We start from the raw sequence: 23119 nt of genomic DNA on the forward strand, positions 1-23119 counted from the left end.
GGGCCGGCCGGAGAGTCCTTGCTCAGATATCTTTGAGCGTACCTTTAGGCAGTGCGGCAGCAACAGCTACTTTCTGTACTTTCACTTCAACGTTGTCAGCAATTTCAACAACGATGAAATCATCAGTGACCTTGGTGATTTTTCCGGCGATGCCACCGGACGTTACCACTTCATCACCTTTATTCAGGCCAGACATCAGTGATTTGTGCTCTTTGGCACGCTTGGATTGCGGACGCCAGATCAGGAAGTAGAAAATCAGAATAAAGCCGGCAAAGAAGATAACCTGGCCCATAACGCCCATGCCACCTCCAGCAGGAGCTGCCTGGGCCATTGCCAGTGTGGGCATCATTGCCATAAGGCCGACGAGAAACAACTTGACTGATTTCATCAAAACTCTCCGTTGATTAAATAAAATTGGTTACCCATTACCCATGGCTGGCACTGTTTCGCCGCGCAGAGCATAGAAGTGGTTTATAAAGTCCGACAATGTACCTGCTTCAATGGCCCCGCGCAATCCAGCCATAAGGTTCTGGTAGTAGCGCAGGTTATGGATCGTATTCAGCTGGGAGCCGAGCATTTCTCCACATTTATCCAGATGATGCAGATAACTTCTCGAAAAATTCTTACAAGTATAACAATCGCAACGGTCATCCAGCGGCGCGGTGTCATGGCGATGCCTGGCATTGCGGATCTTCACGATACCGGTCGATGTGAACAGGTAACCATTGCGGGCGTTTCTCGTGGGCATGACGCAGTCGAACATATCAACGCCCCGACGCACGGCTTCAACAAGGTCTTCGGGCCGCCCTACGCCCATCAGATAGCGCGGTTTATCGCTGGGCATCTTCGACGGTAAGTGGTCGAGTATGCGAATCATATCCTCTTTCGGTTCACCAACCGACAGGCCTCCAATGGCGTAACCGTCGAACCCGATATCTGTCAGCCCCTCCAGAGAACGGTCTCTCAGGGATTCGTACATTCCGCCCTGAACAATACCAAACAGCGCTGCCGGATTGCCTTCGTGAGCATCCTTGCTGCGCTTCGCCCAGCGCAAGGAGAGCTCCATGGATTCCTTCGCCTGTTTCTCGGTTGCAGGGTACGGCGTGCACTCATCAAAAATCATAACGATATCAGAGCCCAGTTCGCGCTGAACCCGAATCGCAATTTCGGGCGACAATTCGACCGGCGAACCGTCTACCGGGGAACGAAACGTCACCTTTTCTTCGGTAATCTTGCGCATTTCGCCCAGACTGAATACCTGAAAACCGCCCGAATCCGTCAGAATCGGCCCCTTCCACTGAGTAAAGTCGTGAAGATCTCCGTGGGCTTTAACCACTTCGGTTCCGGGGCGCAGCATCAGGTGGAACGTATTGCCGAGAATGATCTCAGCGCCGATTTCATGGATATCGCGTGGCAACATCCCCTTTACCGTCCCATAGGTGCCAACGGGCATAAACGCCGGGGTTTCAACCGTACCGCGCGGAAAGGTCAGTCTGCCGCGCCGGGCAAGGCCGTCTTCCCCCAGTTTTTCAAAGGACATGAAACAGGACTGGCTCACGGTGTGTCTCCGGTATTGAGTGATGATGGGCTGGCTTCCGGAACAGTCTCATCGGGTGCACCAAGCAGCATACCCCGGCTAGGCTCCTGTCCGGTTATGAACATGGCATCGCCATAACTGAAAAACCGGTACTGTTCGGCAATCGCATCACGGTAGGCATGTTTCACATGCTCAAAGCCCGCGAACGCGCTGACCAGCATGATGAGTGTGGATTCCGGCAAATGAAAATTGGTGACTAGCGCATCGACGGTCTGAAATCTGTAACCCGGATAGATAAAGATATCCGTTTCGCCCCGAAAAGGTTTCAGGTAGCCGCCCCGACTTGCAGATTCAAGGGATCGTACCGAGGTAGTGCCAACGGCAACTACTCGACCACCCCGTGCTCGGGCAAGGTTAACCGCTTCTACTGCCTCCTCGGGCACATGCGCTATTTCACTGTGCATAACATGGTCATCTATGCGGTCTACGCGCACAGGCTGAAACGTGCCGGCACCTACGTGTAAGGTCACGAACGTACTCTCCACTCCCCGCTTTTTGAGAGCTTCCAATACCCTTTCATCAAAATGCAGGCCGGCTGTTGGTGCGGCAACGGCGCCCGCCTCCCTCGCATAGACGGTTTGGTAGCGCTCACGATCTGTTGATTCGTCAGGCCGATCAACATAGGGCGGCAAAGGCATGTGGCCAATGCGCTCAAGCGTATCGAGTACCGGCTCATCGGCCTCGCTCTCCAGATGAAACAGCGCATCATTCCGGCCAGTCATGCGCAGCGCAGTACCGTCTTCAAGAATAACCTTCTGGCCTACTTTCAGCGCTTTGGACGCACGAACGTGGGCAACAAGATCATGGTCACCGGTTACCCGCTCTACCAACACCTCAACCTGACCACCGGTTTCTTTTTTCCCGAACAGGCGCGCAGGAATAACACGGGTGTTATTGAACACGAGCAGGTCGCCAGGCTGTAGCAAATCGGGAAGGTCGGTGAAAAGACGATGTGCGGTATCACCGGTAGTGCCTTCAAGGCATAGCAGACGGGAAGCGCTGCGCTCCCTGAGAGGGTACCGGGCGATGAGTTCGTCCGGGAGATCAAAGTGAAAATCGGAGACGTTCATGGACCGGGCTGTTCAAGACGCCGCACTATGCGACTTTTATGTGGTAGCGGCGGGCGGACTCGAACCGCCACACTATTTCTAGCAACGGATTTTGAATCCGTCGTGTCTACCAATTCCACCACGCCGCCAACGAAGAGAGGGGAATTATACTTAGCCTGATCGTGAAAGCAATACACAGGACCCGCGAGTTTTCACGCAAGCCCTGGAATTTATAACCTGTCGAAGAGCGACAACTGGGAAACCTGGGCAAACGATTGCTGTGCAGCCTGCAGCACAAAGCTCTGGAAGCTGAGATTGCTGATCGCTTCCGCGTAGTCTACATCCTGTAACTGAGAGCGGATTTCGTTGGTATAAACGGAAGAATCTGCAAGAAAGCTCTTGGTGGATTCCACCGCATTCATACGCCCGCCAAGCGCGGTCTGTTTGAGAACAACGCTCTCCTGGGCGTTGTCGAGATTAGCCAACGACTGCGCGATCAAATCATCGTAACCGGCATTGCCTTCGGGCGAGCTCTTATCGAGAGATTCAAGCCCGGCAATCAGGTTTTCGATGGTGCCGAAAACGGATTGCCGTTCGTTGATTTTCAGTGTGAACGTATCCCCTGCTCCCGGCGTTATATCTGCGATGGTTGCTTCCACCCCGGCAACCACAAAAGATGCGCCGCTTTCATAAATAGCTGGGCTAACCGTAAGCGCGTTGCCTTGGCTGTCCTGCGCCTGAATGTAGCCAGCACCGTCTACCGTGACCGTAATATCATCCGGAAAGCTGCCGCTGTAGGCTGCGTTGAGATGGGCTTCATTAACAACTGAAACGCCCGAGATAAAACCACCTGAAACGTCGTTGGTATATTCACCGGTCGCAGCCGCGGGCACATTAACAAAAATCCCTTTGCCGTTATCGCTGATGGGTACGGTAACACCATCGTCAATTTCCAGAACCCGCTGGCCCTCGTCGCCCTGGTAGACGTACTTTCCTTCATCGTTCTGCTGGAAAGCCTGAATCGAGCCCTGAAAACCACTGAAAATATACTCACCGGAAGCATCCCGGGTGTTTGCGATATTGGCGAGCTGCCCCAGCCTCTCTTTCATTTCTGAAGAAATCGAACGCCGATCATTGGGCGATAAAGACCCATTACCTGCCTGAACAGTCAGTTCACGGATCCGCTGAATCACGTCAATCGAGCTTGCCAGAGCGCTCTCCTCTTGTTTGAGCCGGCTGTCGGCAAGGTTGACGTTGCGCTCATAGGTTTTAACCCGCGACAGTTCCTGATCAAGCTTCAGAATACGGGCCGCAGCCACCGGATCATCGGAAGGCTTGTTCACTCGCTTACCCGTTGATATCTGTTGCTGGGTGCTGTTCAGATTACTGTTCAGCTCCTGCAAACGGTTAATACCACTCGAGAATACCTGCTGTGATGAAATTCTGATCATGTCACATCACCTCGTCTGTTACCGGAAAGTCTGCAACAGCGTATTAAACAAATCCTGGGCCACCGAAATGACTTGTGCCGAGGCGTTATAGGCAGCCTGGTACTGAATCAGCCTGCCGGCTTCCTCATCAAGGTTTACACCGGAAACCGATTCCCGCTGGCCAGTAGATTGCTCCAGCAGAGTTTTACCAGCCTCCAGGTCGAACTGGCTTTGACGGGTTTTTACGCCGATGTCTTCCACCAGCCCGGCATAGCCTTCGGTGAAGTTCTGGCTTTTGCCATTCAGCGTATTGGCGGTACCCAATGCGGCCAGCAGTTCGGCGTTGCGGTTATCTGAAACACCGTTGCTGTTGTAGGCAATCTCAAAGGTATCGCCGGTTGCCGGCTGACCCGTCAGCTTGAACTGAAAGCCCTGATAATCACCGCCCGCAGCGGGGTCGTCGCTGAACACCGTATTGATCTTGCCGGCTTCGTAGGGTTGGTTAGCCGTGCCCACCGTCGCACTCGCCGGCGGTGGCCCGGTCACGGTAAAGGTCATGCCCGTTGGGCCGCCCGCCGCAAAAGAGATTGTCAAAGGCCCGTTAGCCAGTTCACCAGCCGTTTGAAAGCCCGGCAACAAAGAACCGGTAAACGGGCTGCGCACGTTCAGCATGGTGCCCTGATCGATTTTGCCAGTGCCCACATTCTGATCACCGGTGGTGGCCCGAATCGGGCTGGCAAACGCCAGGTCTTCTTCACGATTGACTTGCAAGCCAATTGATTCTGCAGCATTACGGCTGGGCTGAATCAGGTACTTGTCACCAGCATTGAAGGTTCCACCTTCTACCCGGATATTGAACCCGGGCATGGTGATTTCAGACTGAACCGGGTCCGGCAAGCGGCCCTGATTTACAATCTTTCCGGAGGCCTTGTCGATAAGCTCAAAATTGCGCCCATCTCCGCTGAACTGCAGCGTCCAGCTTCCGGCCGGTAATTTGGTGCTGTCGGTAATTTCGACCGCCAACTGGCCGTCTCGTGGTAACTGATTGTTGGCATTCGCCACAACACGGCTTCTCTGAACCGCCAAGTCGTTAACATCGTTAAAAAACAGCCCACCCAGATCGCCTTCAAGGTCCATACCGATTTCGTGCTGCTGGTTCATGCTGGCCGCAACGCCTATGGCGATCCGCCCCAACTCATCAAACGCCGGCTTCAGCGCCTCATTGTCAAAGCGCCTGAGCCCGCCCAGCTGTCCACCGCTGACCTGCTCGTCAATATTGAGCGTGCGCCCACCATTTGTGAGCGTAAATTCCAGCCGGGTGGGGTCTTCCGCGTTGCCCCGGGTGCCGAGCTGCGCAGCATTATTTCCCACAACCAGAGACAGGCCGTTAGAAAGCGAAACGTTTACCTGGCTGCCCTCGGTTTCCGTTACCCGTATGTTGACCAGTTCAGAGAGCTGGCGCAGTTTTTCATCCCGCTGGTCCAGCAGTTCGTTCGGCATTCTGCCCTGAGCCAGACCCGGGGATTCTGAGATAGCCAGGTTCAGATCCGCGATGCTTTTCAACAGCGTGTTGGCGTCTTTAACACCCTGCTGCATTTGCGTCTTTACCGATTCACGCTGCTGAACAAACTCCTGGCTCAGCGCCTGGAACCGGTTGACCACCTGTTGTGCTTCGCTCAGCACCAACTGGCGCTGCGGCAAAGAGGCCGGATCCTCTGCGGCATTTTGCAGGCTCGCAAAAAAATCGTTTAACGCATTGTTCAAACCCGTGGATTCGCCACCCAGCAGGTTATCCAACCGGTTCAGTTCGGAATTCAGGGTCTGCTGCTCGCCAGTCAGGGTGCTGTCTTCGCGCACCTGCTGCACAAGGTACTCGTTCGCCAGCCTGCGGATGTCCACCACACTGACGCCTTTGCCGATCGTTCCGGCACCTGTGCGCTGGCCTTCCTGAGTTTCGAAAAGCACTTCCTGCCGGCTGTAACCACGCGTATTCGCGTTGGTAATGTTATTACCGGTAGTATTCAGAGCACTCTGGTGGCCAAGGATACCGGTCAGGCCAATTCCTATCAGTCCCGCCATAATGTTTACTCCCCGGCTCCGTTATCCATTGAAAGTGTCATCAGCGAATCACGGTTCATAATCCGGTTGATCTTGTCGCCATACTGGGGATCTGTGGCATAACCCGCTTCCTGCAGCTTTCTGGCGAAAACGTCTGGTTGATCAGCACTGGCGAGCACGTCCCGATACCGGGGGTTCGATTCCAGAAACGCCACATAGTCCCGAAAACTCGATTCGTAATCCGGGTAGGCCCGGAAATCCGCACGCTCCTTCATCGGAATACCCTCACGGAATTCGGTCGTGGTGATAGTCACCGCGTCGCCCTGCCAGCGGCTGTCGGCCTTGATGCCGAAAAGGTTATAGCTAGGCTGGCCGCCATCGCCCTGGATCATGTGTCGACCCCAACCTGTTTCCAGGGCAGCCTGCGCAACCATCAGTTGGGGGCTAATCCCGGTGTCTGCGGAGATACTCTCGGCAACCGGCAGCAGCGTGCGTACAAAATGCTCAGGAGATTCGAACTGCTCCGGCAGCGCACTGGCTCCAACGGCAGGCGTTGAGATTTCTGCAGCGGCAACCTCGCTAACTGCTTCAACCCCCTCCGGCAACCGGGGCGAGATCGGCGGTAAACTGCGATCATAATCTGCCAGCGCAGTCTTGTGGGATGCCAGCGGAGTACCCTCTTTGCTGGCGCCGGGAATATCCTTGCCCAACTGCCGTACCAGAGCTTCAGCAAGCCCGGTCCCCTGCCCACCGGCCATGGTAAGACTCATCTGGCTGTCGAACATGTCGCGGTAGAATTCTGACTGGCTGCTTTTCAGGTAATTGCCCTCAGCAAACACATCTCCGGCTTTGCGCATGGACTTCAGCATTTCAGACAGAAAGATGCTTTCAAACTGGCGTGCAACTTCTTCAAGCGCTGCCTGCTTATCTTCCCGGGCACTGTTTTTCAGTGCATTCAGCCCGCTGAAATCTGTGTATACCCTGGCTTGTTGAAGCTGATAGTCCTGCATCATGTCACCTAGATAACAATGAGCTCGGCGCGCAAGGCACCAGCCTGTTTGAGGGCTTCCAGAACTGCCATGACATCCCCGGGAGCAGCGCCCACCTGATTCACGGCCTGAACAATCTCATTCAATGTAACCGCCGGTCCGAACTTGAACATGCGGGCTGGCTCTTCGGTAATAGCAATCTGGCTATCCTGCACAACCTCAGTGTTACCGCGGGCAAACGGATTTGGCTGCTGAACGTCCGGGTTTTCCTGAATGGTCACCGTAAGGTTGCCATGAGTAATAGCCGCTGGGCTGACCTTAACGTTCTGCCCTATAACGATGGTACCGGTGCGGCTGTTGATCACTACTTTCGCAGCATCTTGAGCCGGGTCCACCTCCAGGTTTTCCAGGATGGAAAGAAAGCTTACCCGCTGGGAGGGATCACGCGGCGCCCGCACAGAAACCGACGTTGCATCGTGGGCATAGGCCATTTCCGGTCCCAGGTGCGCGTTGACTACCTCCACCACACGCCGCGCGGTTGTAAAGTCCGGACGCATCAGGTGGAAGGTGATCGTGTCACCACGGGTAAAGGGAGAAACAATCTCGCGCTCAATGGTGGCGCCATTCGGGATACGGCCAACACTGGGAACGTTCACGGTGATACGTGAACCATCCAGCCCCTCGGCACCGAACCCGCCGACTACGAGGCTGCCCTGCGCCATGGCATATACGTTACCGTCAGCACCTTTGAGAGGTGCCATCAGCAGCGTGCCGCCTCGCAGGCTATCCGAGTTACCTATAGATGAGACCGTAATGTCTATTTCCTGGCCCGCCTTGGCAAACGGCGGCAGGGTGGCACTTACGGTTACCGCCGCCACGTTTGCCAGATTCGGGTTCACGCCGTCTGGGAGTGTGATGCCGAACTGGGTCATCATGTTTCGGAACGTCTGATTAGTGAACGGTGCCTTGTCGCCCGTACCATCCAGGCCCACCACCAGGCCGTAGCCCACAAGCTGGTTATTACGCACACCTTTGATCCGCGCCAGATCCTTCAGGCGGTCTGCCATCACAGGCGCCGCCAACACAGCAAGCATCAACGAGAGAACAACGCACCGGCGTATCATCATAAGGGCCACCACTCGCTGCTGAAGAAGCGGGCCAGCCAGCCCATCTGGTTTGCCTGGTCGAAATCACCTGTGCCACCGTAGGCAATGCGGGCGTCCGCAATGCGGCTGGAAGCCACCATGTTGCCTGGGTCAATATCCTGTGGCCGCACCAAGCCGGTCAGCCGCACATACTCATCGCCGTTGGTCAACGAGATCCACTTCTCGCCACGAACTCTCAGCACACCGTTTGGCAGCACTTCTGTAACCGTGACGGTAATGCTGCCCGCCAGGCTATTGCTCTGATCTGCCTCCGCCTTGCCTTCAAAGTCTCTTTCATTCTTGATAGACGTTGCTATACCGAAATCATTCTTGCCCAGAATGTTGGGCTCCGGCAGTGAGATATCACTGTCCTTGCTGATCTTGGTTTCTGCATTCTTGCTGGCGCGTGTGGATTCCTTAAGCGTGACAGTGAGTACGTCACCCACGTTCAAAGCCACGGTGTCACCGTAAAAATTGTAGTTTCGTGAGCTCTGATAGATAGCCCCGGATTCCGGATCACGCTGCATCATTGCCTGAGCACGCACAGGGGCGTACGCGGGGTCGTTCGGCTCGGCTCTTGGCCGGCTCATGGCCGTACATCCCTGCAACACGATCAGCAGCCAGACCAACAGAAAAGTCCCTGCCGGCCTGATTAACCAGGTAGATGTAGTCGGTTTCATGAGCTCACTCCTCACTGCTTGTCTCGCGCCCTTCATTTCATAATCCAGGCACCGAAAACCTGTATCGTTCCAATCATTAGCCAATGTTGTTGGTAATAAACTGGAGCATCTGATCCGTTGTGGAGACCACTTTGGAGTTCATCTCGTAAGCACGCTGGGTCGTAATCATGTTCACCAGTTCTTCAACAACTTGCACGTTGGATGACTCAACCATGCCCTGCTCCAGAGAGCCCAGGCCGGCCAGGCCGGGTTCGCCCTCAGCCGGATCGCCACTGGCGTTGGTTTCCTTGAAGAGGTTGTTGCCAATGGCCTGCAGCCCCTGCGGGTTGATGAAATCAACCAGCGTAATCTGGCCCAGGTTAACCGGCGCCGACTGGTCATCGGTGATCGCCGATACCGTTCCGTCTTTGCCGATCGTTACGTTTGTGGCGTTCTCTGGCACGTTGATGTTGGGCTGAAGTGCGTAGCCATCCGGTGTAACCACATCGCCGTCGGCATTGAGCTGGAACTGACCATCCCGCGTGTAGGCTGTCTGGCCGTCCGGAAGCTCGATTTGCAGAAAGCCACGGCCATTAACAGCCAGATCGAGAGGCTGCTCGGTAACCTGAAGATTGCCCTGGCTGAATTGCTTCGCAGTGCCAACCACTCGTACACCGGTTCCCAGCTGCAACCCCGAAGGCAGCTCAGAGTTCTGCGTGTTCAAACCACCAGGTTGCCGGTTGATCTGATACAGCAGATCCTGGAATACCGCCCGGTCTCGCTTGAAGCCCGTGGTATTCACGTTGGCCAGGTTGTTGGAGATGGTGGACATGTTGGTGTCCTGGGCGCTGAGCCCCGTCTTACTAACCCAAAGAGCCGGATGCATAATCATTACTCCTTGCCGGTGCCTGGCAAGCGGCTAATGTTTGCCGCTTCTGGCCAGGCTGGCGTTGTTTTCACGTTGTTTTCAACAGCTATCAGAGGTTTTGCAACAGTCGTGCCGCTGCTTCAGAATTCTCGTTTGCGGTGCGCATTACCTTCACCTGCATCTCGTACTGGCGCGACAACTGAAGGTTGGAAATCATTTCTTCCACGGCGTTTACGTTGGAGCTTTCAAGAAAACCAGAGGCCACCCGCAAGGCAGCATCAGCGGGCTCTTCACCACCAACCTCTTGACCAGCTTTGCGGTGAATAAACCCGTCCAGACCTTTCTCAAGCGCCTCCTGCGGCGGATTGACCAGCTTCAGCCGGTCGACCTCCACCAGCTGATCCGGGGGGCCGCCTACGGGAACGATAGAGACAGTGCCGTCTGCACCGACCTGAACATTATCAAAGGGGGGAAGCGCAACCGGGCCGCCGTTGCCCAGCACCATCTCACCTGTGCCAAGACGCACCAGACCATTAACATCAATCTGGAGGCTACCGGAGCGGGTAAAAACTTCCTCACCGAGGTTGTTCTGAATAGCCAGCCAACCCTCACCTTCTATGGCGACGTCCATTTTGCGACCGGTTTGCATCAGCGATCCCGCCGAGAGGTCGGTACCAGGGCGCTCAGCCATGGCATAAGCACGGGTAGGATGGTGTTCCCCGAATACAGGCATGCTTCGGGCCTGGGCAAAGTCCTTCTTGAAGCCTGTGGTGCTTACGTTAGCCAGGTTATTGGCATGGGCGCGCTGGGACAGCATATTCTGCGTGGCGCCAGACATACCAATGTAAAGTGCTTTGTCCATGGGAAAACTCCTGCCGGAATTTTGACTGTTTCCAGTGCTCTTTCAGACATTCTTGCAGGAGTCATGCCATATTCAGATCAAAGCCGGTTTAGCGGAGGTTGATGATGGTCTGTGTGACCGCATCGGAGGTCTCGATGGTTTTCGCGTTCGCCTGATAGTTGCGCTGGGCAATGATCAGGTTAACCAGTTCAGCAGAAAGATCCACGTTGGACTCCTCCACTGAGCCTGCCTTGATACCACCCAGTGTCCCGGTATCCGGCTGGCCAATAATGGGCTGCCCGGATTCAAAGGTTTCAACCCAGCTGGTATCCCCTACCGGCGACAATCCGTTTGTATTGTTAAACGCAGCCAGCGCAACTTGCCCCAAGGCTTTGGACTGACCGTTCGTATAGCGGGCAAACAATACCCCCTGGCCTGAAACATCAAGGCCGGACAGGCGACCGGTGGTGTAGCCATTCTGGCGTTGATCATCAACACCAAACGCTGCGCCATACTGAGTAGTCTCTCCGAGGCTCAGCACAAAGGCTGATGTGGTCGGTGGCTCCGGAACGGGAGTAGCCACCGTGGCGCCCGGTGCCGGAGGGCCGTCAGCGCCGTTAGGCTGGCCGTTATCATCCTTCGGGACCCAGTCGGTCACCAGAATTTCGCCGTTGGGGTTGCCGTCGATGGATTGCAGGGTTCCATCCTGATCAAACCTTGCGGTAAAAGGCCTGGTGTCGGTACCCGCTACCATCTCGCCGTCGATCTGCAGATACACAGACCACTCGCTCACCCCCACACCGTTTCCGGGTGATGGCTCTTTTACGAAGAACTGTGTCATCTCATGGGAGTTACCCAGGCTATCGAAAATCGACGTGGATGTGGCGTGATTATAAGTACGCTGATCCTGTGGGTTGAACTCGTTGGTTATGCGGATGGGAGATTGCGCGTATGCGTCCACAAAATCGGTACCTGAGCCACCCACAGCGGTGAGCCCGACAATCGTCCGGTCACCGGTCACGTTAATGTCGCCTGATACCGACACGGGAGGGCTTACCGATTCAGCTGGCACACCGTTACCATAACTGAACTGGATATCATCACCCTGATTGTGAATCACCCGCAACACATCATTACCACTGCCGTCGTCCACAATCGACGCCGAAATGGCGGTATCACTGGAGCTGTTGATAGCGTCTCTCAGCCCCAGTAGCGAGGTCGCGTTGCTGGTGTCCAGCTGGAGCGGTGCATTATTGACGCTAAGAGAGAATGAAAAGGTACCCGCGGCCTGTGCCGCCGAAACATAAGCATCTGTCAGCGGCGGCGCCGCTGGCACATTGGTATCGACAATCGGCGCGGTTGTGGTTGCGGAAGCACTCAGGCCAGGCGCCGTGGTGATGATATCTGCAGCTTCACGGGCTGTCGTGGCTGAACCCAGGTCGACAGAGTAGTCGGGCGTGCCGTCAGAATACCCGATGTCGAATTGCTCGCCGCTGATATCATTAAAAGCCAGTGGCCCTGCATCCCTCACCCGGGATTCAAGCACTGACTCACGGGAATCCAGGTTCAGATCAGAACGCAGATTGGTTGTACGGCGCGGCGCCAGGTTACCGGTCGCAACTTCCAGATCACTGCGGATGCCGGAGAGGTTACCGTCACCATCGGCTGTGTAACCCTGAACCTTCATGGATTGGCTGTTCACCACAAAACCATCTTTATCGATAGTGAACTGCCCGGCTCTCGAGTAACGGGTTTCGCCGCCGTTGTTCAGGATAAAGAATCCATCGCCACTGATGGCCATATCGAGGCCGCTATCCGTGAAGCTGATGTTGCCCTGACTGAATGACTGTTTCACGTCCTGAACACTTACCCCGTCACCAATCGGGTTGGAACCTCCGCCCAGAAAGCCGCTGGCGTATAGATCGCCGAACTGCACGCGGCTGCCTTTAAAACCAACGGTACTGGCGTTGGCAATGTTATTGCCGGTTACGTCCAGATCTACCGCTGCAGCCCGCAGGCCGCTGAGCCCTGTATTAAAAGCCATAATTCACCCCTGGTCTGACACCGGTATCAATTGATTTGTTTAACATCTGACAGCGCAATGGAGCCCATGCCTGCCAGGTTCAAAGTAACGGAGCCGTTCTGCCCCAGTGACACGCTGTCTACATTGGCGCTGACAAGGGTCGGAAGCTGCTCGCTACCCTGCGGATAAGACGCTTCCGCCACAATTTGGTAAGGCCCCGGCGGCAAGCTGTTGCCATTGCCATCCCTGCCATCCCAGCTGAACGCCTTAACACCCGCAGCACTGCTGCCAAGATCAATCTGGCGCACCAATTCACCGCTCGCGCTGTGGACCGATAACCGCACGCCACCGGTGGATGCCGGTACCTGAATATTGCCGGAAATTTCACCTTCAGCGCCGAGAACGCCGACCTCAGAAGGCGCAAGAACCGTCTTGCCAACCATTGCCGAGGCCTGCAGTGCCTGCGTAGAGCGGAACTGCCCGACCACATCATCAACGGTGCCCGACAGCTTTTGCATTTCCTCCAGCGAACTGAACTGGGCAAGCTGCGAGATAAATTCGCCGTTGTCCTGGGGCTCCAGCGGGTTCTGATTTTTCAGCTGCGCCAGCATCAGCTCCATGAACTCGTTCTTGCCGAGTTCGCTTTTACCGTTGGCGCCATCCTGTTGCTGGGTTCTGTAACTGCCCAGTACGTCAGAGGCTTCTGTTGCGTTAATTACACTCATGATTCGGTCCTCGCCCCGTTACTGCTGACCAAGAGTCAGGATGCGCTGCATCATGGATTTGGCCGTGTTCATAATGTCCACGTTCATCTGAAAGCTTCTTGAGGAAGACATCATGTCTGCCATCTCTTCCACCACATTCACATTTGGGTAGAACACGTAGCCGTCTTCATTGGCCGCAGGATGATTGGGTTCGTAGCGCATCTGCAGCTCTGCTTCGCTTTCAACAATGCCCTCAACACGCACACCGGCGCCTGCACCCTCTGAGCCCTGAACACCAAACGCTTGCTGACCGGGGTTCAGCATCGATTGCTGAATCGCTGAAAAAACCGGCTTCCGTGCACGATAGGTCGTGTCAGTACTGGAACTCGCCGTCTCTGCGTTAGCAATGTTTGAAGCGGTCGTATTCAGCCTCAACGACTGCGCGGTCATGCCGGAACCGGCGATATCAAAAATGTTGCCCAGTGACATGGTGATTCTCCTACACTATTCGTGGAGCCGAGGATTACTCGCCTTTCAGGGCTTTGGTCAGGCCGGTAAATTTGCTGTTAAGAAACTGGAAGCTCGCCTGATAATCCATCGCATTGCGCATGAACCGGGTCTGTTCGGCTTGTGAATCAACCGTGTTGCCATCGACTGAAGGCTGGTTCGGCACCCGATACAGCAAATCCGAATCGCTGGCACCTGACGAGGTATCCATGTGGCCTGCGTGGGTTTTCTCCATGCCAAAGCCACTCATGCTGTCCTGGGCTTTCTGCATCATCGCCTGAAAGTCCATATCCCGGGCCTTGAAGCCCGGTGTATCGGCATTGGCCAGATTATTCGCCAGAACTTCAGCTCGCTTTACCCTGGCTTCCAGGGCGTGCTGATGAATGCCAAGAGCTTTATCAAAAGTGATCGCCATACAACCTCCGAAATCCTGTCACCGGCGGCTTAAGGCTTTGCCGGTTTGATTCTATGGCAGAACTAAAGCAATGCTGATGCCAGATTTTGGGAGCCCTGTGAAATCGGGCGTTTTAAGCGGGTTACTGCAGGGATGCAGGATAAGAATGCAGGGAAAGGAGCGGCAAATCCGGATGAAAGCGGCAAGCTGTTTCCCCATTGAAGCAACAGGGAGACAGCTTGCTCATTACGACGGCCAGCGGGCGACAAACTCGGCCAGTTCCGGCCTGGGAACTGCAGGTTTGGTGCAGGATACGGTGCCGGTGTAGAGAAAACCGATTACAGACTCCCCCTCTTCAAGGCCAAGCCCTTTCAAAACCACTGGATTGTAGACCAGCTCGCCTGTGCGCCACATAACCCCAAAGCCCGCATCCTGCAATGCCAACCCGAGAAAGCTCATACCCGCACCGGCTGAGAGTATCTGTTCAATTTCGGGTACCTTTTGATGTTTTTTGGGTGACGCAATTCCAACAATAATCATCGGAGCACGCTGTGCTTTATTGCGTATTATCTCCAGCTTCTTCTCGTCGGTCTTACCCTTCATATCAGAGTAACCGGCGGCAAGCAGCTCACCCAGGGCGGCCAGGCCATCCCCTTCGATCACCAGATAGCGCCATGGGCGCAGCAAGGCATGGTCCGGTGCGCGAGAGGCACAGGCAAAGGCCCGATCAAGTGTTGACGCATCGGGAGCCGGGGCTTCCAGCCGTGGCTCAGATGCCCTGTTGAGCAAAAAGTCAGTGACTGAATTCATATCGATAATTTCCACCTGCTAAAATCTGGTCAAGTACTACACAAACAAAACTATACGGTTACAGCGCCATGAGTGATCAGCGTACATGATGAGTGCTCCGGCAGATCTACGCAATGCCAGCACCAGCGTAGGAAAGTCTCTCGCTTCCGATGCCCTTAACAGTCCAGCGGCCATTCCTCCAATGCCCGACTACAACGGGCACCTGCTTGCTTACACGTCGGTTGCCGTCATTATCGTTGTGGGTGCTTTGCAGGGCGCATTCCAGGACTGGAATCTCTGGCTGATTGGCGGCGTGAAGAGGATTCCGCCCGGGACTGATCTTTACTGGCGAATCAATCGTGGGCCAACCTGCTCCTCAGGCTCTGTGCTGCGCCAGGGGTTGATATCCAGGCCACCGCGGCGAGTGTACCGGGCGCAGACTGTCAGGCTCTGCGGTTTGCAACGGTTTAGCAGATCGGTAAACAGCGTCTCTACGCAGTGCTCATGAAAATCCTGCTTCTGCCGGAAACTCACGATGTATCGCAATAACCCCGCACGATCAATCGCAGATCCGGTATAGCGGATCAGCACCGTTCCCCAATCCGGCTGGCCAGTCACCGGGCAGTTACTCTTCAGCAGGTGCGAACAAAGCTGCTCTGTTACGACAGGCCCGGTCGCTGAAAGCGACTCCGGAGCATAGTCGTACACCACATCTTCAACCGGCTCATTATCAATCAGCTCGTAACCCGCCGGGCGTCCTGTGGCCGTGCCGGACTCATCAACGCTGAGAAAGCGAACATGCACCGCTGCACCGCTGGCACTGGACAGATCCCCGGTGATGGTTTCGACAACCTGATCCGCAGATGAGAACACGGTCTGGTTCAGGGAGTTCAGGTACAGCTTGAGTGACTTGGACTCGATAATTGACGGCGAGGCGGCCGGAAACCGGATTTCCGCCCAAGCCAGGTCCGGAATTCCGCCGGGGCGCAGCCAGGAGATTTCCCAGGCTTGCCAGAGATCGCCCCCGAACCAGGGCCAGCGGCCGTCTTCAAGCCCGATGCGGCGGCGGTTTTCTTCCCGCGCCACCGGGAACAGCAAAGCTGCATCATAGCGATCCGGGTAGTCGCTGGCTTTGCCAAGCGGTGCATTATCGAGTGCCATAGTACTTCCTGACGTCAGTGGCGTATGCCCTTCCCGCGCGCCAGCAATCTGAGCGCAATGAAAGAAAGCACAGCTATAAAGGAGAGAATCATACCAAGGGATACAAACGGGTTAACATCAGAAACACCGAGTATGCCAAACCGGAAGCCATTAACCATATACAGAATCGGGTTGATCATGGAGACACCCTGCCAGAACTCCGGCAACAGATCGATGCTGTAAAACACGCCGCCAAGGTACGTAAGCGGTGTGAGAACGAACGTCGGCACAATGGACACATCATCAAATTTGGTCGCCAGCAGCGCGTTAATAAAACCACCCACCGAAAACAGTGCTGAGGTGAGAAATACGGTAACCACAACCATAGGCAGGTTATGAATCTGCAAGCGCGTAAACGCCAGCGACAACAGAGTGACAATAACCCCTATTCCCAAACCACGCGCCATACCCCCAGTCACGTAGCCCGCAAGGATGATCCAGTTAGGCACCGGCGATACCAGCAGCTCTTCCACACTGCGCTGGAACTTCATGGAGAAAAACGACGACACCACGTTAGCGTAGGAGCTGGTAATCACGGCCATCATGATCAGCCCGGGCACGATGAACGACATATAATCGAAACCGCCCATCTCACCGATTCTGGAGCCGATCAGATTTCCGAAAATAATAAAGTACAGCGTCATGGTGACGGCTGGCGGCAACAGAGTCTGCGGCCAGATGCGGGTAAACCGGCGAATTTCCCTCGACACAATCGTGATGTAAGCAGTGAACAGAGCATGAGCATTCATTTTCTGCCCTCCGTTACCGCTTCTGCAGCCGGTTCATTCTGTTCCACCATACGGATGAACAACTCTTCCAGCCGGTTTGCTTTGGTGCGCATACTGACCACTTTTATTCCTTGCTGTTGCAACTGAATGAACACATCGTTGAGCACCTGGCCTTTGTGGACATCCACTTCAAGCACGCCTTCGTCATCCAGGCGACATGAGAAACCGTCCAGTTCCGGAGCTCGCTCCAGTGTCGCTTCCGAATCCAGCAGAAACGTCTCCAGGCTCAGCTGCTGCAACAGTTCCCGCTTGCTGGTATTCCGGATAATACGGCCATGATCAATAATGGCGATATTCCGGCACAGAGCTTCCGCTTCTTCGAGATAGTGCGTAGTCAGGATAATGGTGGTGCCCTGCCGGTTCATTTCCTCAAGAAACGACCACATCGACCGCCTCAGCTCAATATCTACGCCGGCAGTCGGCTCATCCAGAATCAACAGCTTCGGTTCATGCACCAGAGCGCGGGCAATCATCAGGCGCCGCTTCATGCCGCCGGACAGCATCCGCGCTGGCGTATTGCGCTTATCCCAGAGACCGAGCTTTTTCAGGTACTTTTCAGCAGATACGGCGGCCTTTTTCAGTGGAATTCCGTAATACCCGGCCTGAATGGTGACAATATCAAACACCTTCTCAAACTGGTTGAAGTTGAACTCCTGGGGCACGACGCCCAGGTGGAGCTTGGCATCAGATAGGTGGGTATCAATGTCGTAGCCGAACACGCTTACCTTGCCGGCGGACTTGGTCACCAGGGAACACACGATGCCCAGCGTGGTTGATTTACCGGCACCGTTCGGGCCCAGTAATGCAAAGAAATCTCCCTGTCTCACCTGTAGGTCGATTCCCTTGAGAGCTTCAAACCCGCTGCCATAGGTTTTGGTGAGCCCCTCAATTTCCAGCGCATTGGTCATAACAGGTTCCGATTCGAAAAAAGCGATGTTCAGGAGACAGTCTTCTATTGAGGCGCCTTCGACTTTTTCAAGGCGCAAGCGTGTCCGTGCAGACACTGTGAAATCAGTAAACTGCGGCAGGTAGCCTACAAAAGTGGAGTATTACGCGGCCAGGTTGGCCGGCGGCGAGTCCGAGATCGGCATTAGTTTCACGCCAGAAAACACTTACCGCTGGGTACGAAAAACCCTTCGGGTTGTTATTACCGACTGATCAAACGGGAAAAGCTCCAGCGCGACTCCGCACCGGTCACGTCGTAACCGGCAGGGTCCAGGCCCTCGGTTCCGTGGGCAAGACATTCCTTGATGGTAAGAATTTCTGCCGCTGCGCGGCTTTCGTTGTACTTTGCCAGATCAACAACCTTGGCCGCTTTCAACGGAGCGTGGGAGCGGTCCGTCATAACCATTACGCGCGGCCACAAACGGCGTTCGGCGGAATGAGAAACCACAATGCCGCGCTGGCCATCTGTTAATTCGACCAGACTGCCCGTTGGGTAAATGCCTATCGCGCGGATAAAGCTTTCTACCAGATCATCCTGAAACTCAATGTTCCGCATATCGTAAAGCAGGGTCACAGCTTTCGCCGGTGTCATTGGCTCCGCAAGACGCTCCCTGGGCTCGATGAGTGTTTCAAAAAACTCCGCAAGCCCGGCAATTTTGGCCAGCAGTGGAATTCTGTCCCCACGAATACCTTCCGGAAAGCCCGAGCCGTTGTGTCGTTCACGGTGGCCCTGCACAATACTCAGAACCGCGCGGGAAAGACCGCTGTCTTCGAGCAATGCCATACCCTTTTCAACGTAGGTACGGTAAAGCGCATATTCTTCCGGGCCAAGCTGCCCTTCCCGGCTAAGCAGGTCAGCCGACAACCTGGTTTTACCAACCTGGGATAACAGACAACCCAGGCCGAGGTGATTCAGCAAGCCTTCATTCAATCCCAGTTGGCGCCCGCAAACGAGCGCCCAAACCGAGGTATTGAGAGCATGCCGGTAAACATGATCATCGTGTTGCCTTGTACGGCTCAGCCAGAGCAACGCATCCGGTTGGCGGATTACACTGCGTACCATTTTATTGATGACTGCAGCGACCGGCCGGAGATCCTGTATTTCCTGAGTGGCAAAGGATTCGTAAAGGCTCTCAAGCGCAACACCGGCATCTTCCAACAAACGTTGCGACGCCTTCATTTCGCGCTTCAGCGTGGTGACAGCCTGATAGGTGACAGGCTCCCGGATACTAAGCGGCGGAAGGTGCAGCTCTACCCTGCCTTCCCCTCTGCGCCGGCCTTTTGAACCAAAGGCCGGGCCAGCGGCTTTCGTGAGCTCAACAGAGCCCCGGGTTTCTGCAATATCGATAGAAACCCATTTGCAGTGGGACACCAACGCACGAATGTCGTCCTGGGAACGGATGTGAAACCCCTGAATAGGGAAAGGTGTCTGATGCCACGGCCGATCAAGATCGGACACGAACATGCCAACCTCCAGATCATGTACCGCAATTTTTCTCTGGCAGACGCCCACGCTTCACTCCTGAATACGCATTTGTGATGGCTATCATTTTTAAGTGGCTAGCCGGAATAGTCCATTACAATTTCGTTGCCAAGGGTAACGGTACCAAGACAAACAGTAACGATAACCTTCAAACCGAAACAGATTGTAGCAATGTGACACGTGTCACAAGGCAAGGCCTGACCGCATCACAAGCAGCCCGGCTAACACCACCAGGCAGGAAATGCCCTTACAGGATCTGACCATTCCGGAGGCAGTCATAAATCGCCAAACTGGAAACCAAAGCCATCAATGGTATCTCGCACAACAACCATATCCAGCACCGGTGCCTCCACGGGCAACCCCTGCACCTGAACCTTTACCTTGTCTCCCAGCGCGGGCGTGAATGGCTCATTGTCCACAACAACGAAAACACCACCGTCTGATATATCCCGGGTCGAGAAAACAAACTCGCCAAGTTGTTCATGTGTGACTTTTACCTTGGCACTCATCGCTGTGCGACCGTGCTCCCTGCGATCATCTACTGCCATTGGCAAGGTTCCACTGCTTTGCTAAAGGTACATTTTTCAGAAACTTAATGTTTTCACGAATTATATTATTTTATAGAGCATTTCAACGAATAGCACCACTTTGCAGCATCTATCCCAAAGGTAATATTGACTTCAGGCGAAACACAAATGAGAATGGTTGGCGTTTTTAGTCGCCTGTGACTCTCATCTCCGAAGACAGGCGCAAACCCGACCCAATCATCGAAGGATGGCACTATGCGTATGAAACTCGCCGCAACAGCGGCAATTGCTCTCACCGCTCTTCCCCTTGCTGCCTCTGCAGACGGCGAAGTTAACATCTACTCATACCGCCAGGCGTATCTTCTGGAGCCACTTCTGAATGCGTTTGAAAAAGAAACCGGCATAAAGAGCAACGTAGTATTTGCCAAACAGGGTCTGGCTGAGCGCCTGGAACGCGAAGGCCGCAACAGCCCGGCAGACGTTGTAATGACCGTGGACATCTCTCGGCTCAACGATCTGGTTGAGCGGGATCTGGTTCAGGGTGTCGACAACGACGTGTTGGAAAAAAACATTCCGGAAAATCTGCGCCACCCGGATGGCAAGTGGTTTGGCCTAACAACCCGCGCCCGCCTTATATACACCTCCAAAGAACGTGTTGAAGAGGGTGAAATCACCACGTACGAGCAGTTGGCCGATGACAAGTGGGAAAACCGCATCTGCACCCGCAGTGGCAAGCACCCGTATAACATTGCACTGATCTCATCGATGATCGCGCACCACGGCGAAGCCGAAACTGAAACCTGGCTGGCAGGCGTCAAAGACAACCTGGCCCGCAAACCCCAGGGTGGCGATCGTGACCAGATCAAGGCGATTTCAGAAGGCGTATGCGACGTATCCATCGGCAACAGCTACTACTACGGCAACATGCTGCAGGACGAAAGCCAGCGCCCGGCGGCCGAAGCGGTTCGCCTGGTGTTCCCGAATGCCGATGGCCGCGGCACCCACATCAACATCAGCGGCATTTCGCTGACCAAAAGCGCCCCGAACAAGGATAACGCCATCAAACTGATGGAGTTCCTGTCGTCTCCGGAAGCCCAGGGTATCTATGCCACGGCTAATACCGAATACCCTGCAAACCCGAACGTAACGCCCACCGGGCTGGTTGCAGAGTGGGGCAAGATCCACCCGGACAGCCTTTCACTGCAAGTTATCGCGGAAAACCGTAACGCGGCAGTCAAACTGGTTGACCGTGTAGACTACGACGGCGAGTAAGTGCCTCAGCGAGGGTGGCACCACCACCCTCGCTCTCACCTTTAATCAACCCTGTTATCAACTCACCAATCAACCCCGCAAATGATTCGAGTCATTGCAGCGGCTATTTGAGCTGACTACAATCGACACCCTTCAACTCAAGAACAGGACCCCTATGAGCGAGGCTGCGACCAGCGTTAACCCCGGGCTTACCCAGCCCCTGCTGGCAAAGCGCACCTCCCGCCGCTGGCTGTTCAGCGCCATTCTCACCACAGCCATCGTTGCCCTGCCCGTTCTGTCAGTCATTTTTCTGGCCTTTTTCCCTGACGAAAACATCTGGCCACACCTGCTGGAAACCACACTGCCTCGTTACCTGGTTACCACCTTGAAACTCATGACAGGTGTTGGCGCCATTACGCTGGTCATCGGCCTCTCGACCGCCTGGGCAGTCACCATGTGTGAGTTTCCGGGTCGCAAGTTTTTTGAATGGGCCATGCTATTGCCGTTCGCCGTTCCGGCTTATGTGATTGCGTATGTCTACACCAGCCTTCTGGATTATGCCGGCCCGGTTCAGGTCGCCCTGAGAGACCTGTTTGGCTGGGCCAATGCTGCGGACTACTGGTTCCCCGAGATCCGCAGCCTGGAAGGGGCCACGCTGATGATCGGCCTGGTGCTCTATCCCTATGTTTACCTTCTTGCGCGCGCCGCCTTCCTTGAGCAGTCACCCTCCCTGTTTGCAGTCAGCCGCAGCCTTGGCCATTCGGCACTGAGCACGTTTTTCAAAGTGGTTCTGCCCATCGCCCGCCCAGCCGTCGCCGTGGGCCTTTCACTGGTGTTGATGGAAACACTGAACGATTTCGGAACGGTCGATTTCTTTGCCGTGCAGACACTCACCGCTGGCCTGTTTGATACCTGGATGAACCTCGGCAACCTGGGTGGTGCAGCACAGATAGCCACAACCATGCTGGTATTCGTGGTTATTCTTGTCACCCTCGAACGCTATTCCCGGCGACGGCAACAGCAGTTCGCCGCCAGGGACAACCGCGATCCAATCCACCGCTTTACCATGTCGTTCCCCCGGCAATTGATCTGCGTTGCCGTATGCGCGGTGCCGGTCATACTGGGCTTTGTGATTCCCGGAGTAACGCTTGGTGTTTATGCCTGGGAGTACTTTGATGAGAGCTGGAACCCGGATTTTGTGCGCAACACCTTTAACAGTCTGTTCCTTTCAGGAACAGCAGCTCTTACAACACTGTTGATCGGCGTCACCCTCGCCTACAGCCGCAGGCTTCACAATACCCGCGGCATGCAGGTGCTCATGCGCCTCTCAAGCCTTGGCTACGCCATGCCGGGCGCCGTGCTCGCAGTGGGTGTTATTGTGCCTCTGGCAGGTTTTGATAACTGGCTGGACAGCCTGATGCGGGATTACTTTGGCGTCAGCACCGGCCTGCTACTGAGTGGCTCGGCCTTCGCCATCGTGTTTGCGTACACAGTCAGATTCCTCGCGGTGTCTGCCGGCAGTGTAGAAAGCGCGCTGCAGAAGATCACTCCAAGCATGGATATGGCATCCCGGTCATTGGGCAACAGCCCCGGTAAAACATTGGTGAAGGTGCACCTGCCCATGCTTCGCGGAACACTGATTACCGCTGCACTGGTGGTTTTCGTGGACTGCATGAAGGAGCTACCGGCCACACTGATATTGCGGCCCTTCAACTTTGAGACTCTGGCTACCTATGTGTACCAGTTCGCCTCGGATGAGCGCCTGTATCACAGCGCACTGCCGGCTCTCATTATTGTACTGGCAGGTATTGTTCCCATCATCTTGATGAGCCGGTCAATATCCAGCAGCCGCTCTATGGCTTGATACACGTT

Annotated in this window: 22 protein-coding genes and 1 tRNA gene; 2 read left to right on the plus strand and 21 right to left on the minus strand. The window is 55.0% G+C overall.

Going from position 1 to position 23119, the window contains the following annotated elements; translation table 11 throughout:
- Positions 1 to 22: 22 nt before the first annotated feature.
- From yajC to ACN0V1_RS08140, 21 genes are all read right to left on the minus strand, one after another.
- Complete coding sequence (gene yajC / locus ACN0V1_RS08040) at positions 23 to 388, minus strand: preprotein translocase subunit YajC (RefSeq protein ID WP_417544498.1); 366 nt, start codon at positions 386 to 388, stop codon at positions 23 to 25.
- Between the two features lie 30 nt (positions 389 to 418).
- Positions 419 to 1540, minus strand: coding sequence for a tRNA guanosine(34) transglycosylase Tgt (gene tgt / locus ACN0V1_RS08045; protein ID WP_417544681.1), 1122 nt, complete (start codon positions 1538 to 1540; stop codon positions 419 to 421).
- A 14-nt stretch (positions 1541 to 1554) separates the two neighbouring features.
- The gene (queA, locus tag ACN0V1_RS08050; RefSeq protein ID WP_417544499.1) at positions 1555 to 2667 is read right to left on the minus strand and encodes a tRNA preQ1(34) S-adenosylmethionine ribosyltransferase-isomerase QueA; all 1113 of its coding nucleotides are present in this window, start codon (positions 2665 to 2667) and stop codon (positions 1555 to 1557) included.
- Between the two features lie 41 nt (positions 2668 to 2708).
- Positions 2709 to 2795, minus strand: a tRNA-Leu gene (locus ACN0V1_RS08055).
- An 81-nt stretch (positions 2796 to 2876) separates the two neighbouring features.
- The gene (gene flgL / locus ACN0V1_RS08060) at positions 2877 to 4097 is read right to left on the minus strand and encodes a flagellar hook-associated protein FlgL (RefSeq protein WP_417544500.1); all 1221 of its coding nucleotides are present in this window, start codon (positions 4095 to 4097) and stop codon (positions 2877 to 2879) included.
- A gap of 18 nt (positions 4098 to 4115) precedes the next feature.
- Complete coding sequence (flgK, locus tag ACN0V1_RS08065; RefSeq protein WP_417544501.1) at positions 4116 to 6155, minus strand: flagellar hook-associated protein FlgK; 2040 nt, start codon at positions 6153 to 6155, stop codon at positions 4116 to 4118.
- A gap of 5 nt (positions 6156 to 6160) precedes the next feature.
- Positions 6161 to 7144, minus strand: coding sequence for a flagellar assembly peptidoglycan hydrolase FlgJ (gene flgJ / locus ACN0V1_RS08070; RefSeq protein WP_417544502.1), 984 nt, complete (start codon positions 7142 to 7144; stop codon positions 6161 to 6163).
- Between the two features lie 8 nt (positions 7145 to 7152).
- Positions 7153 to 8250 (minus strand): flagellar basal body P-ring protein FlgI, encoded by a 1098-nt coding sequence (locus ACN0V1_RS08075; protein WP_417544503.1) that lies wholly within the window; start codon positions 8248 to 8250, stop codon positions 7153 to 7155.
- On the minus strand, positions 8247 to 8948 hold the full coding sequence (flgH, locus tag ACN0V1_RS08080; protein ID WP_291950984.1) for a flagellar basal body L-ring protein FlgH: 702 nt from the start codon (positions 8946 to 8948) through the stop codon (positions 8247 to 8249). Before flgH ends, ACN0V1_RS08075 begins: the two co-directional genes overlap by 4 nt.
- 76 nt (positions 8949 to 9024) lie before the next feature.
- Complete coding sequence (gene flgG, locus ACN0V1_RS08085) at positions 9025 to 9813, minus strand: flagellar basal-body rod protein FlgG (RefSeq protein WP_417544504.1); 789 nt, start codon at positions 9811 to 9813, stop codon at positions 9025 to 9027.
- Positions 9814 to 9904: 91 nt separating this feature from the next.
- Positions 9905 to 10657: a flagellar basal body rod protein FlgF gene (locus ACN0V1_RS08090; RefSeq protein ID WP_417544505.1), complete on the minus strand. Its 753-nt coding sequence runs from the start codon at positions 10655 to 10657 to the stop codon at positions 9905 to 9907.
- Positions 10658 to 10745: 88 nt separating this feature from the next.
- Complete coding sequence (locus ACN0V1_RS08095) at positions 10746 to 12680, minus strand: flagellar hook protein FlgE (protein ID WP_417544506.1); 1935 nt, start codon at positions 12678 to 12680, stop codon at positions 10746 to 10748.
- Positions 12681 to 12706: 26 nt separating this feature from the next.
- Positions 12707 to 13384 (minus strand): flagellar hook assembly protein FlgD, encoded by a 678-nt coding sequence (locus tag ACN0V1_RS08100; RefSeq protein ID WP_417544507.1) that lies wholly within the window; start codon positions 13382 to 13384, stop codon positions 12707 to 12709.
- Positions 13385 to 13402: 18 nt separating this feature from the next.
- Positions 13403 to 13852 carry a flagellar basal body rod protein FlgC gene (gene flgC / locus ACN0V1_RS08105; RefSeq protein WP_144777136.1) on the minus strand — a complete coding sequence of 150 codons (450 nt, stop codon included), beginning with the start codon at positions 13850 to 13852 and terminating at the stop codon, positions 13403 to 13405.
- Positions 13853 to 13886: 34 nt separating this feature from the next.
- Positions 13887 to 14285, minus strand: coding sequence for a flagellar basal body rod protein FlgB (gene flgB / locus ACN0V1_RS08110; protein ID WP_417544508.1), 399 nt, complete (start codon positions 14283 to 14285; stop codon positions 13887 to 13889).
- Between the two features lie 225 nt (positions 14286 to 14510).
- On the minus strand, positions 14511 to 15074 hold the full coding sequence (locus ACN0V1_RS08115) for a nitroreductase (protein WP_417544509.1): 564 nt from the start codon (positions 15072 to 15074) through the stop codon (positions 14511 to 14513).
- Positions 15075 to 15395: 321 nt separating this feature from the next.
- Positions 15396 to 16214: an NADPH-dependent 7-cyano-7-deazaguanine reductase QueF gene (gene queF, locus ACN0V1_RS08120; protein ID WP_417544510.1), complete on the minus strand. Its 819-nt coding sequence runs from the start codon at positions 16212 to 16214 to the stop codon at positions 15396 to 15398.
- 14 nt (positions 16215 to 16228) lie between these two features.
- Complete coding sequence (locus ACN0V1_RS08125) at positions 16229 to 17002, minus strand: ABC transporter permease (RefSeq protein ID WP_417544511.1); 774 nt, start codon at positions 17000 to 17002, stop codon at positions 16229 to 16231.
- Positions 16999 to 17949 carry an ABC transporter ATP-binding protein gene (locus ACN0V1_RS08130; protein WP_417544512.1) on the minus strand — a complete coding sequence of 317 codons (951 nt, stop codon included), beginning with the start codon at positions 17947 to 17949 and terminating at the stop codon, positions 16999 to 17001. Before ACN0V1_RS08130 ends, ACN0V1_RS08125 begins: the two co-directional genes overlap by 4 nt.
- A 239-nt stretch (positions 17950 to 18188) precedes the next feature.
- Positions 18189 to 19499 carry an HD-GYP domain-containing protein gene (locus ACN0V1_RS08135; RefSeq protein WP_417544513.1) on the minus strand — a complete coding sequence of 437 codons (1311 nt, stop codon included), beginning with the start codon at positions 19497 to 19499 and terminating at the stop codon, positions 18189 to 18191.
- A 245-nt stretch (positions 19500 to 19744) separates the two neighbouring features.
- Positions 19745 to 20017, minus strand: a complete 273-nt coding sequence (locus ACN0V1_RS08140) for a PilZ domain-containing protein (RefSeq protein WP_417544514.1) — start codon at positions 20015 to 20017, stop codon at positions 19745 to 19747.
- A 234-nt stretch (positions 20018 to 20251) separates the two neighbouring features.
- Here ACN0V1_RS08140 and ACN0V1_RS08145 point away from each other — a divergent pair, with 234 nt between their 5' ends.
- Positions 20252 to 21268, plus strand: coding sequence for a Fe(3+) ABC transporter substrate-binding protein (locus ACN0V1_RS08145; RefSeq protein ID WP_417544515.1), 1017 nt, complete (start codon positions 20252 to 20254; stop codon positions 21266 to 21268).
- A gap of 154 nt (positions 21269 to 21422) precedes the next feature.
- Positions 21423 to 23111, plus strand: a complete 1689-nt coding sequence (locus ACN0V1_RS08150) for an ABC transporter permease (RefSeq protein ID WP_417544516.1) — start codon at positions 21423 to 21425, stop codon at positions 23109 to 23111.
- Positions 23112 to 23119: the final 8 nt, after the last annotated feature.

The sequence above is a fragment of the Marinobacter sp. genome (genome assembly GCF_048266785.1).
GTDB lineage: Bacteria > Pseudomonadota > Gammaproteobacteria > Pseudomonadales > Oleiphilaceae > Marinobacter.

What these genes read in the sequence shown, in the direction of transcription:
- yajC (WP_417544498.1), bottom strand. Translation starts at nt 388, where the DNA reads ATGAAATCAGTCAAGTTGTTTCTCGTCGGCCTTATGGCAATGATGCCC.
- tgt (WP_417544681.1), bottom strand. Translation starts at nt 1,540, where the DNA reads ATGTCCTTTGAAAAACTGGGGGAAGACGGCCTTGCCCGGCGCGGCAGA.
- queA (WP_417544499.1), bottom strand. Translation starts at nt 2,667, where the DNA reads ATGAACGTCTCCGATTTTCACTTTGATCTCCCGGACGAACTCATCGCC.
- flgL (WP_417544500.1), bottom strand. Translation starts at nt 4,097, where the DNA reads ATGATCAGAATTTCATCACAGCAGGTATTCTCGAGTGGTATTAACCGT.
- flgK (WP_417544501.1), bottom strand. Translation starts at nt 6,155, where the DNA reads ATGGCGGGACTGATAGGAATTGGCCTGACCGGTATCCTTGGCCACCAG.
- flgJ (WP_417544502.1), bottom strand. Translation starts at nt 7,144, where the DNA reads ATGCAGGACTATCAGCTTCAACAAGCCAGGGTATACACAGATTTCAGC.
- ACN0V1_RS08075 (WP_417544503.1), bottom strand. Translation starts at nt 8,250, where the DNA reads ATGATGATACGCCGGTGCGTTGTTCTCTCGTTGATGCTTGCTGTGTTG.
- flgH (WP_291950984.1), bottom strand. Translation starts at nt 8,948, where the DNA reads ATGAAACCGACTACATCTACCTGGTTAATCAGGCCGGCAGGGACTTTT.
- flgG (WP_417544504.1), bottom strand. Translation starts at nt 9,813, where the DNA reads ATGCATCCGGCTCTTTGGGTTAGTAAGACGGGGCTCAGCGCCCAGGAC.
- ACN0V1_RS08090 (WP_417544505.1), bottom strand. Translation starts at nt 10,657, where the DNA reads ATGGACAAAGCACTTTACATTGGTATGTCTGGCGCCACGCAGAATATG.
- ACN0V1_RS08095 (WP_417544506.1), bottom strand. Translation starts at nt 12,680, where the DNA reads ATGGCTTTTAATACAGGGCTCAGCGGCCTGCGGGCTGCAGCGGTAGAT.
- ACN0V1_RS08100 (WP_417544507.1), bottom strand. Translation starts at nt 13,384, where the DNA reads ATGAGTGTAATTAACGCAACAGAAGCCTCTGACGTACTGGGCAGTTAC.
- flgC (WP_144777136.1), bottom strand. Translation starts at nt 13,852, where the DNA reads ATGTCACTGGGCAACATTTTTGATATCGCCGGTTCCGGCATGACCGCG.
- flgB (WP_417544508.1), bottom strand. Translation starts at nt 14,285, where the DNA reads ATGGCGATCACTTTTGATAAAGCTCTTGGCATTCATCAGCACGCCCTG.
- ACN0V1_RS08115 (WP_417544509.1), bottom strand. Translation starts at nt 15,074, where the DNA reads ATGAATTCAGTCACTGACTTTTTGCTCAACAGGGCATCTGAGCCACGG.
- queF (WP_417544510.1), bottom strand. Translation starts at nt 16,214, where the DNA reads ATGGCACTCGATAATGCACCGCTTGGCAAAGCCAGCGACTACCCGGAT.
- ACN0V1_RS08125 (WP_417544511.1), bottom strand. Translation starts at nt 17,002, where the DNA reads ATGAATGCTCATGCTCTGTTCACTGCTTACATCACGATTGTGTCGAGG.
- ACN0V1_RS08130 (WP_417544512.1), bottom strand. Translation starts at nt 17,949, where the DNA reads ATGACCAATGCGCTGGAAATTGAGGGGCTCACCAAAACCTATGGCAGC.
- ACN0V1_RS08140 (WP_417544514.1), bottom strand. Translation starts at nt 20,017, where the DNA reads ATGGCAGTAGATGATCGCAGGGAGCACGGTCGCACAGCGATGAGTGCC.
- ACN0V1_RS08145 (WP_417544515.1), top strand. Translation starts at nt 20,252, where the DNA reads ATGCGTATGAAACTCGCCGCAACAGCGGCAATTGCTCTCACCGCTCTT.
- ACN0V1_RS08150 (WP_417544516.1), top strand. Translation starts at nt 21,423, where the DNA reads ATGAGCGAGGCTGCGACCAGCGTTAACCCCGGGCTTACCCAGCCCCTG.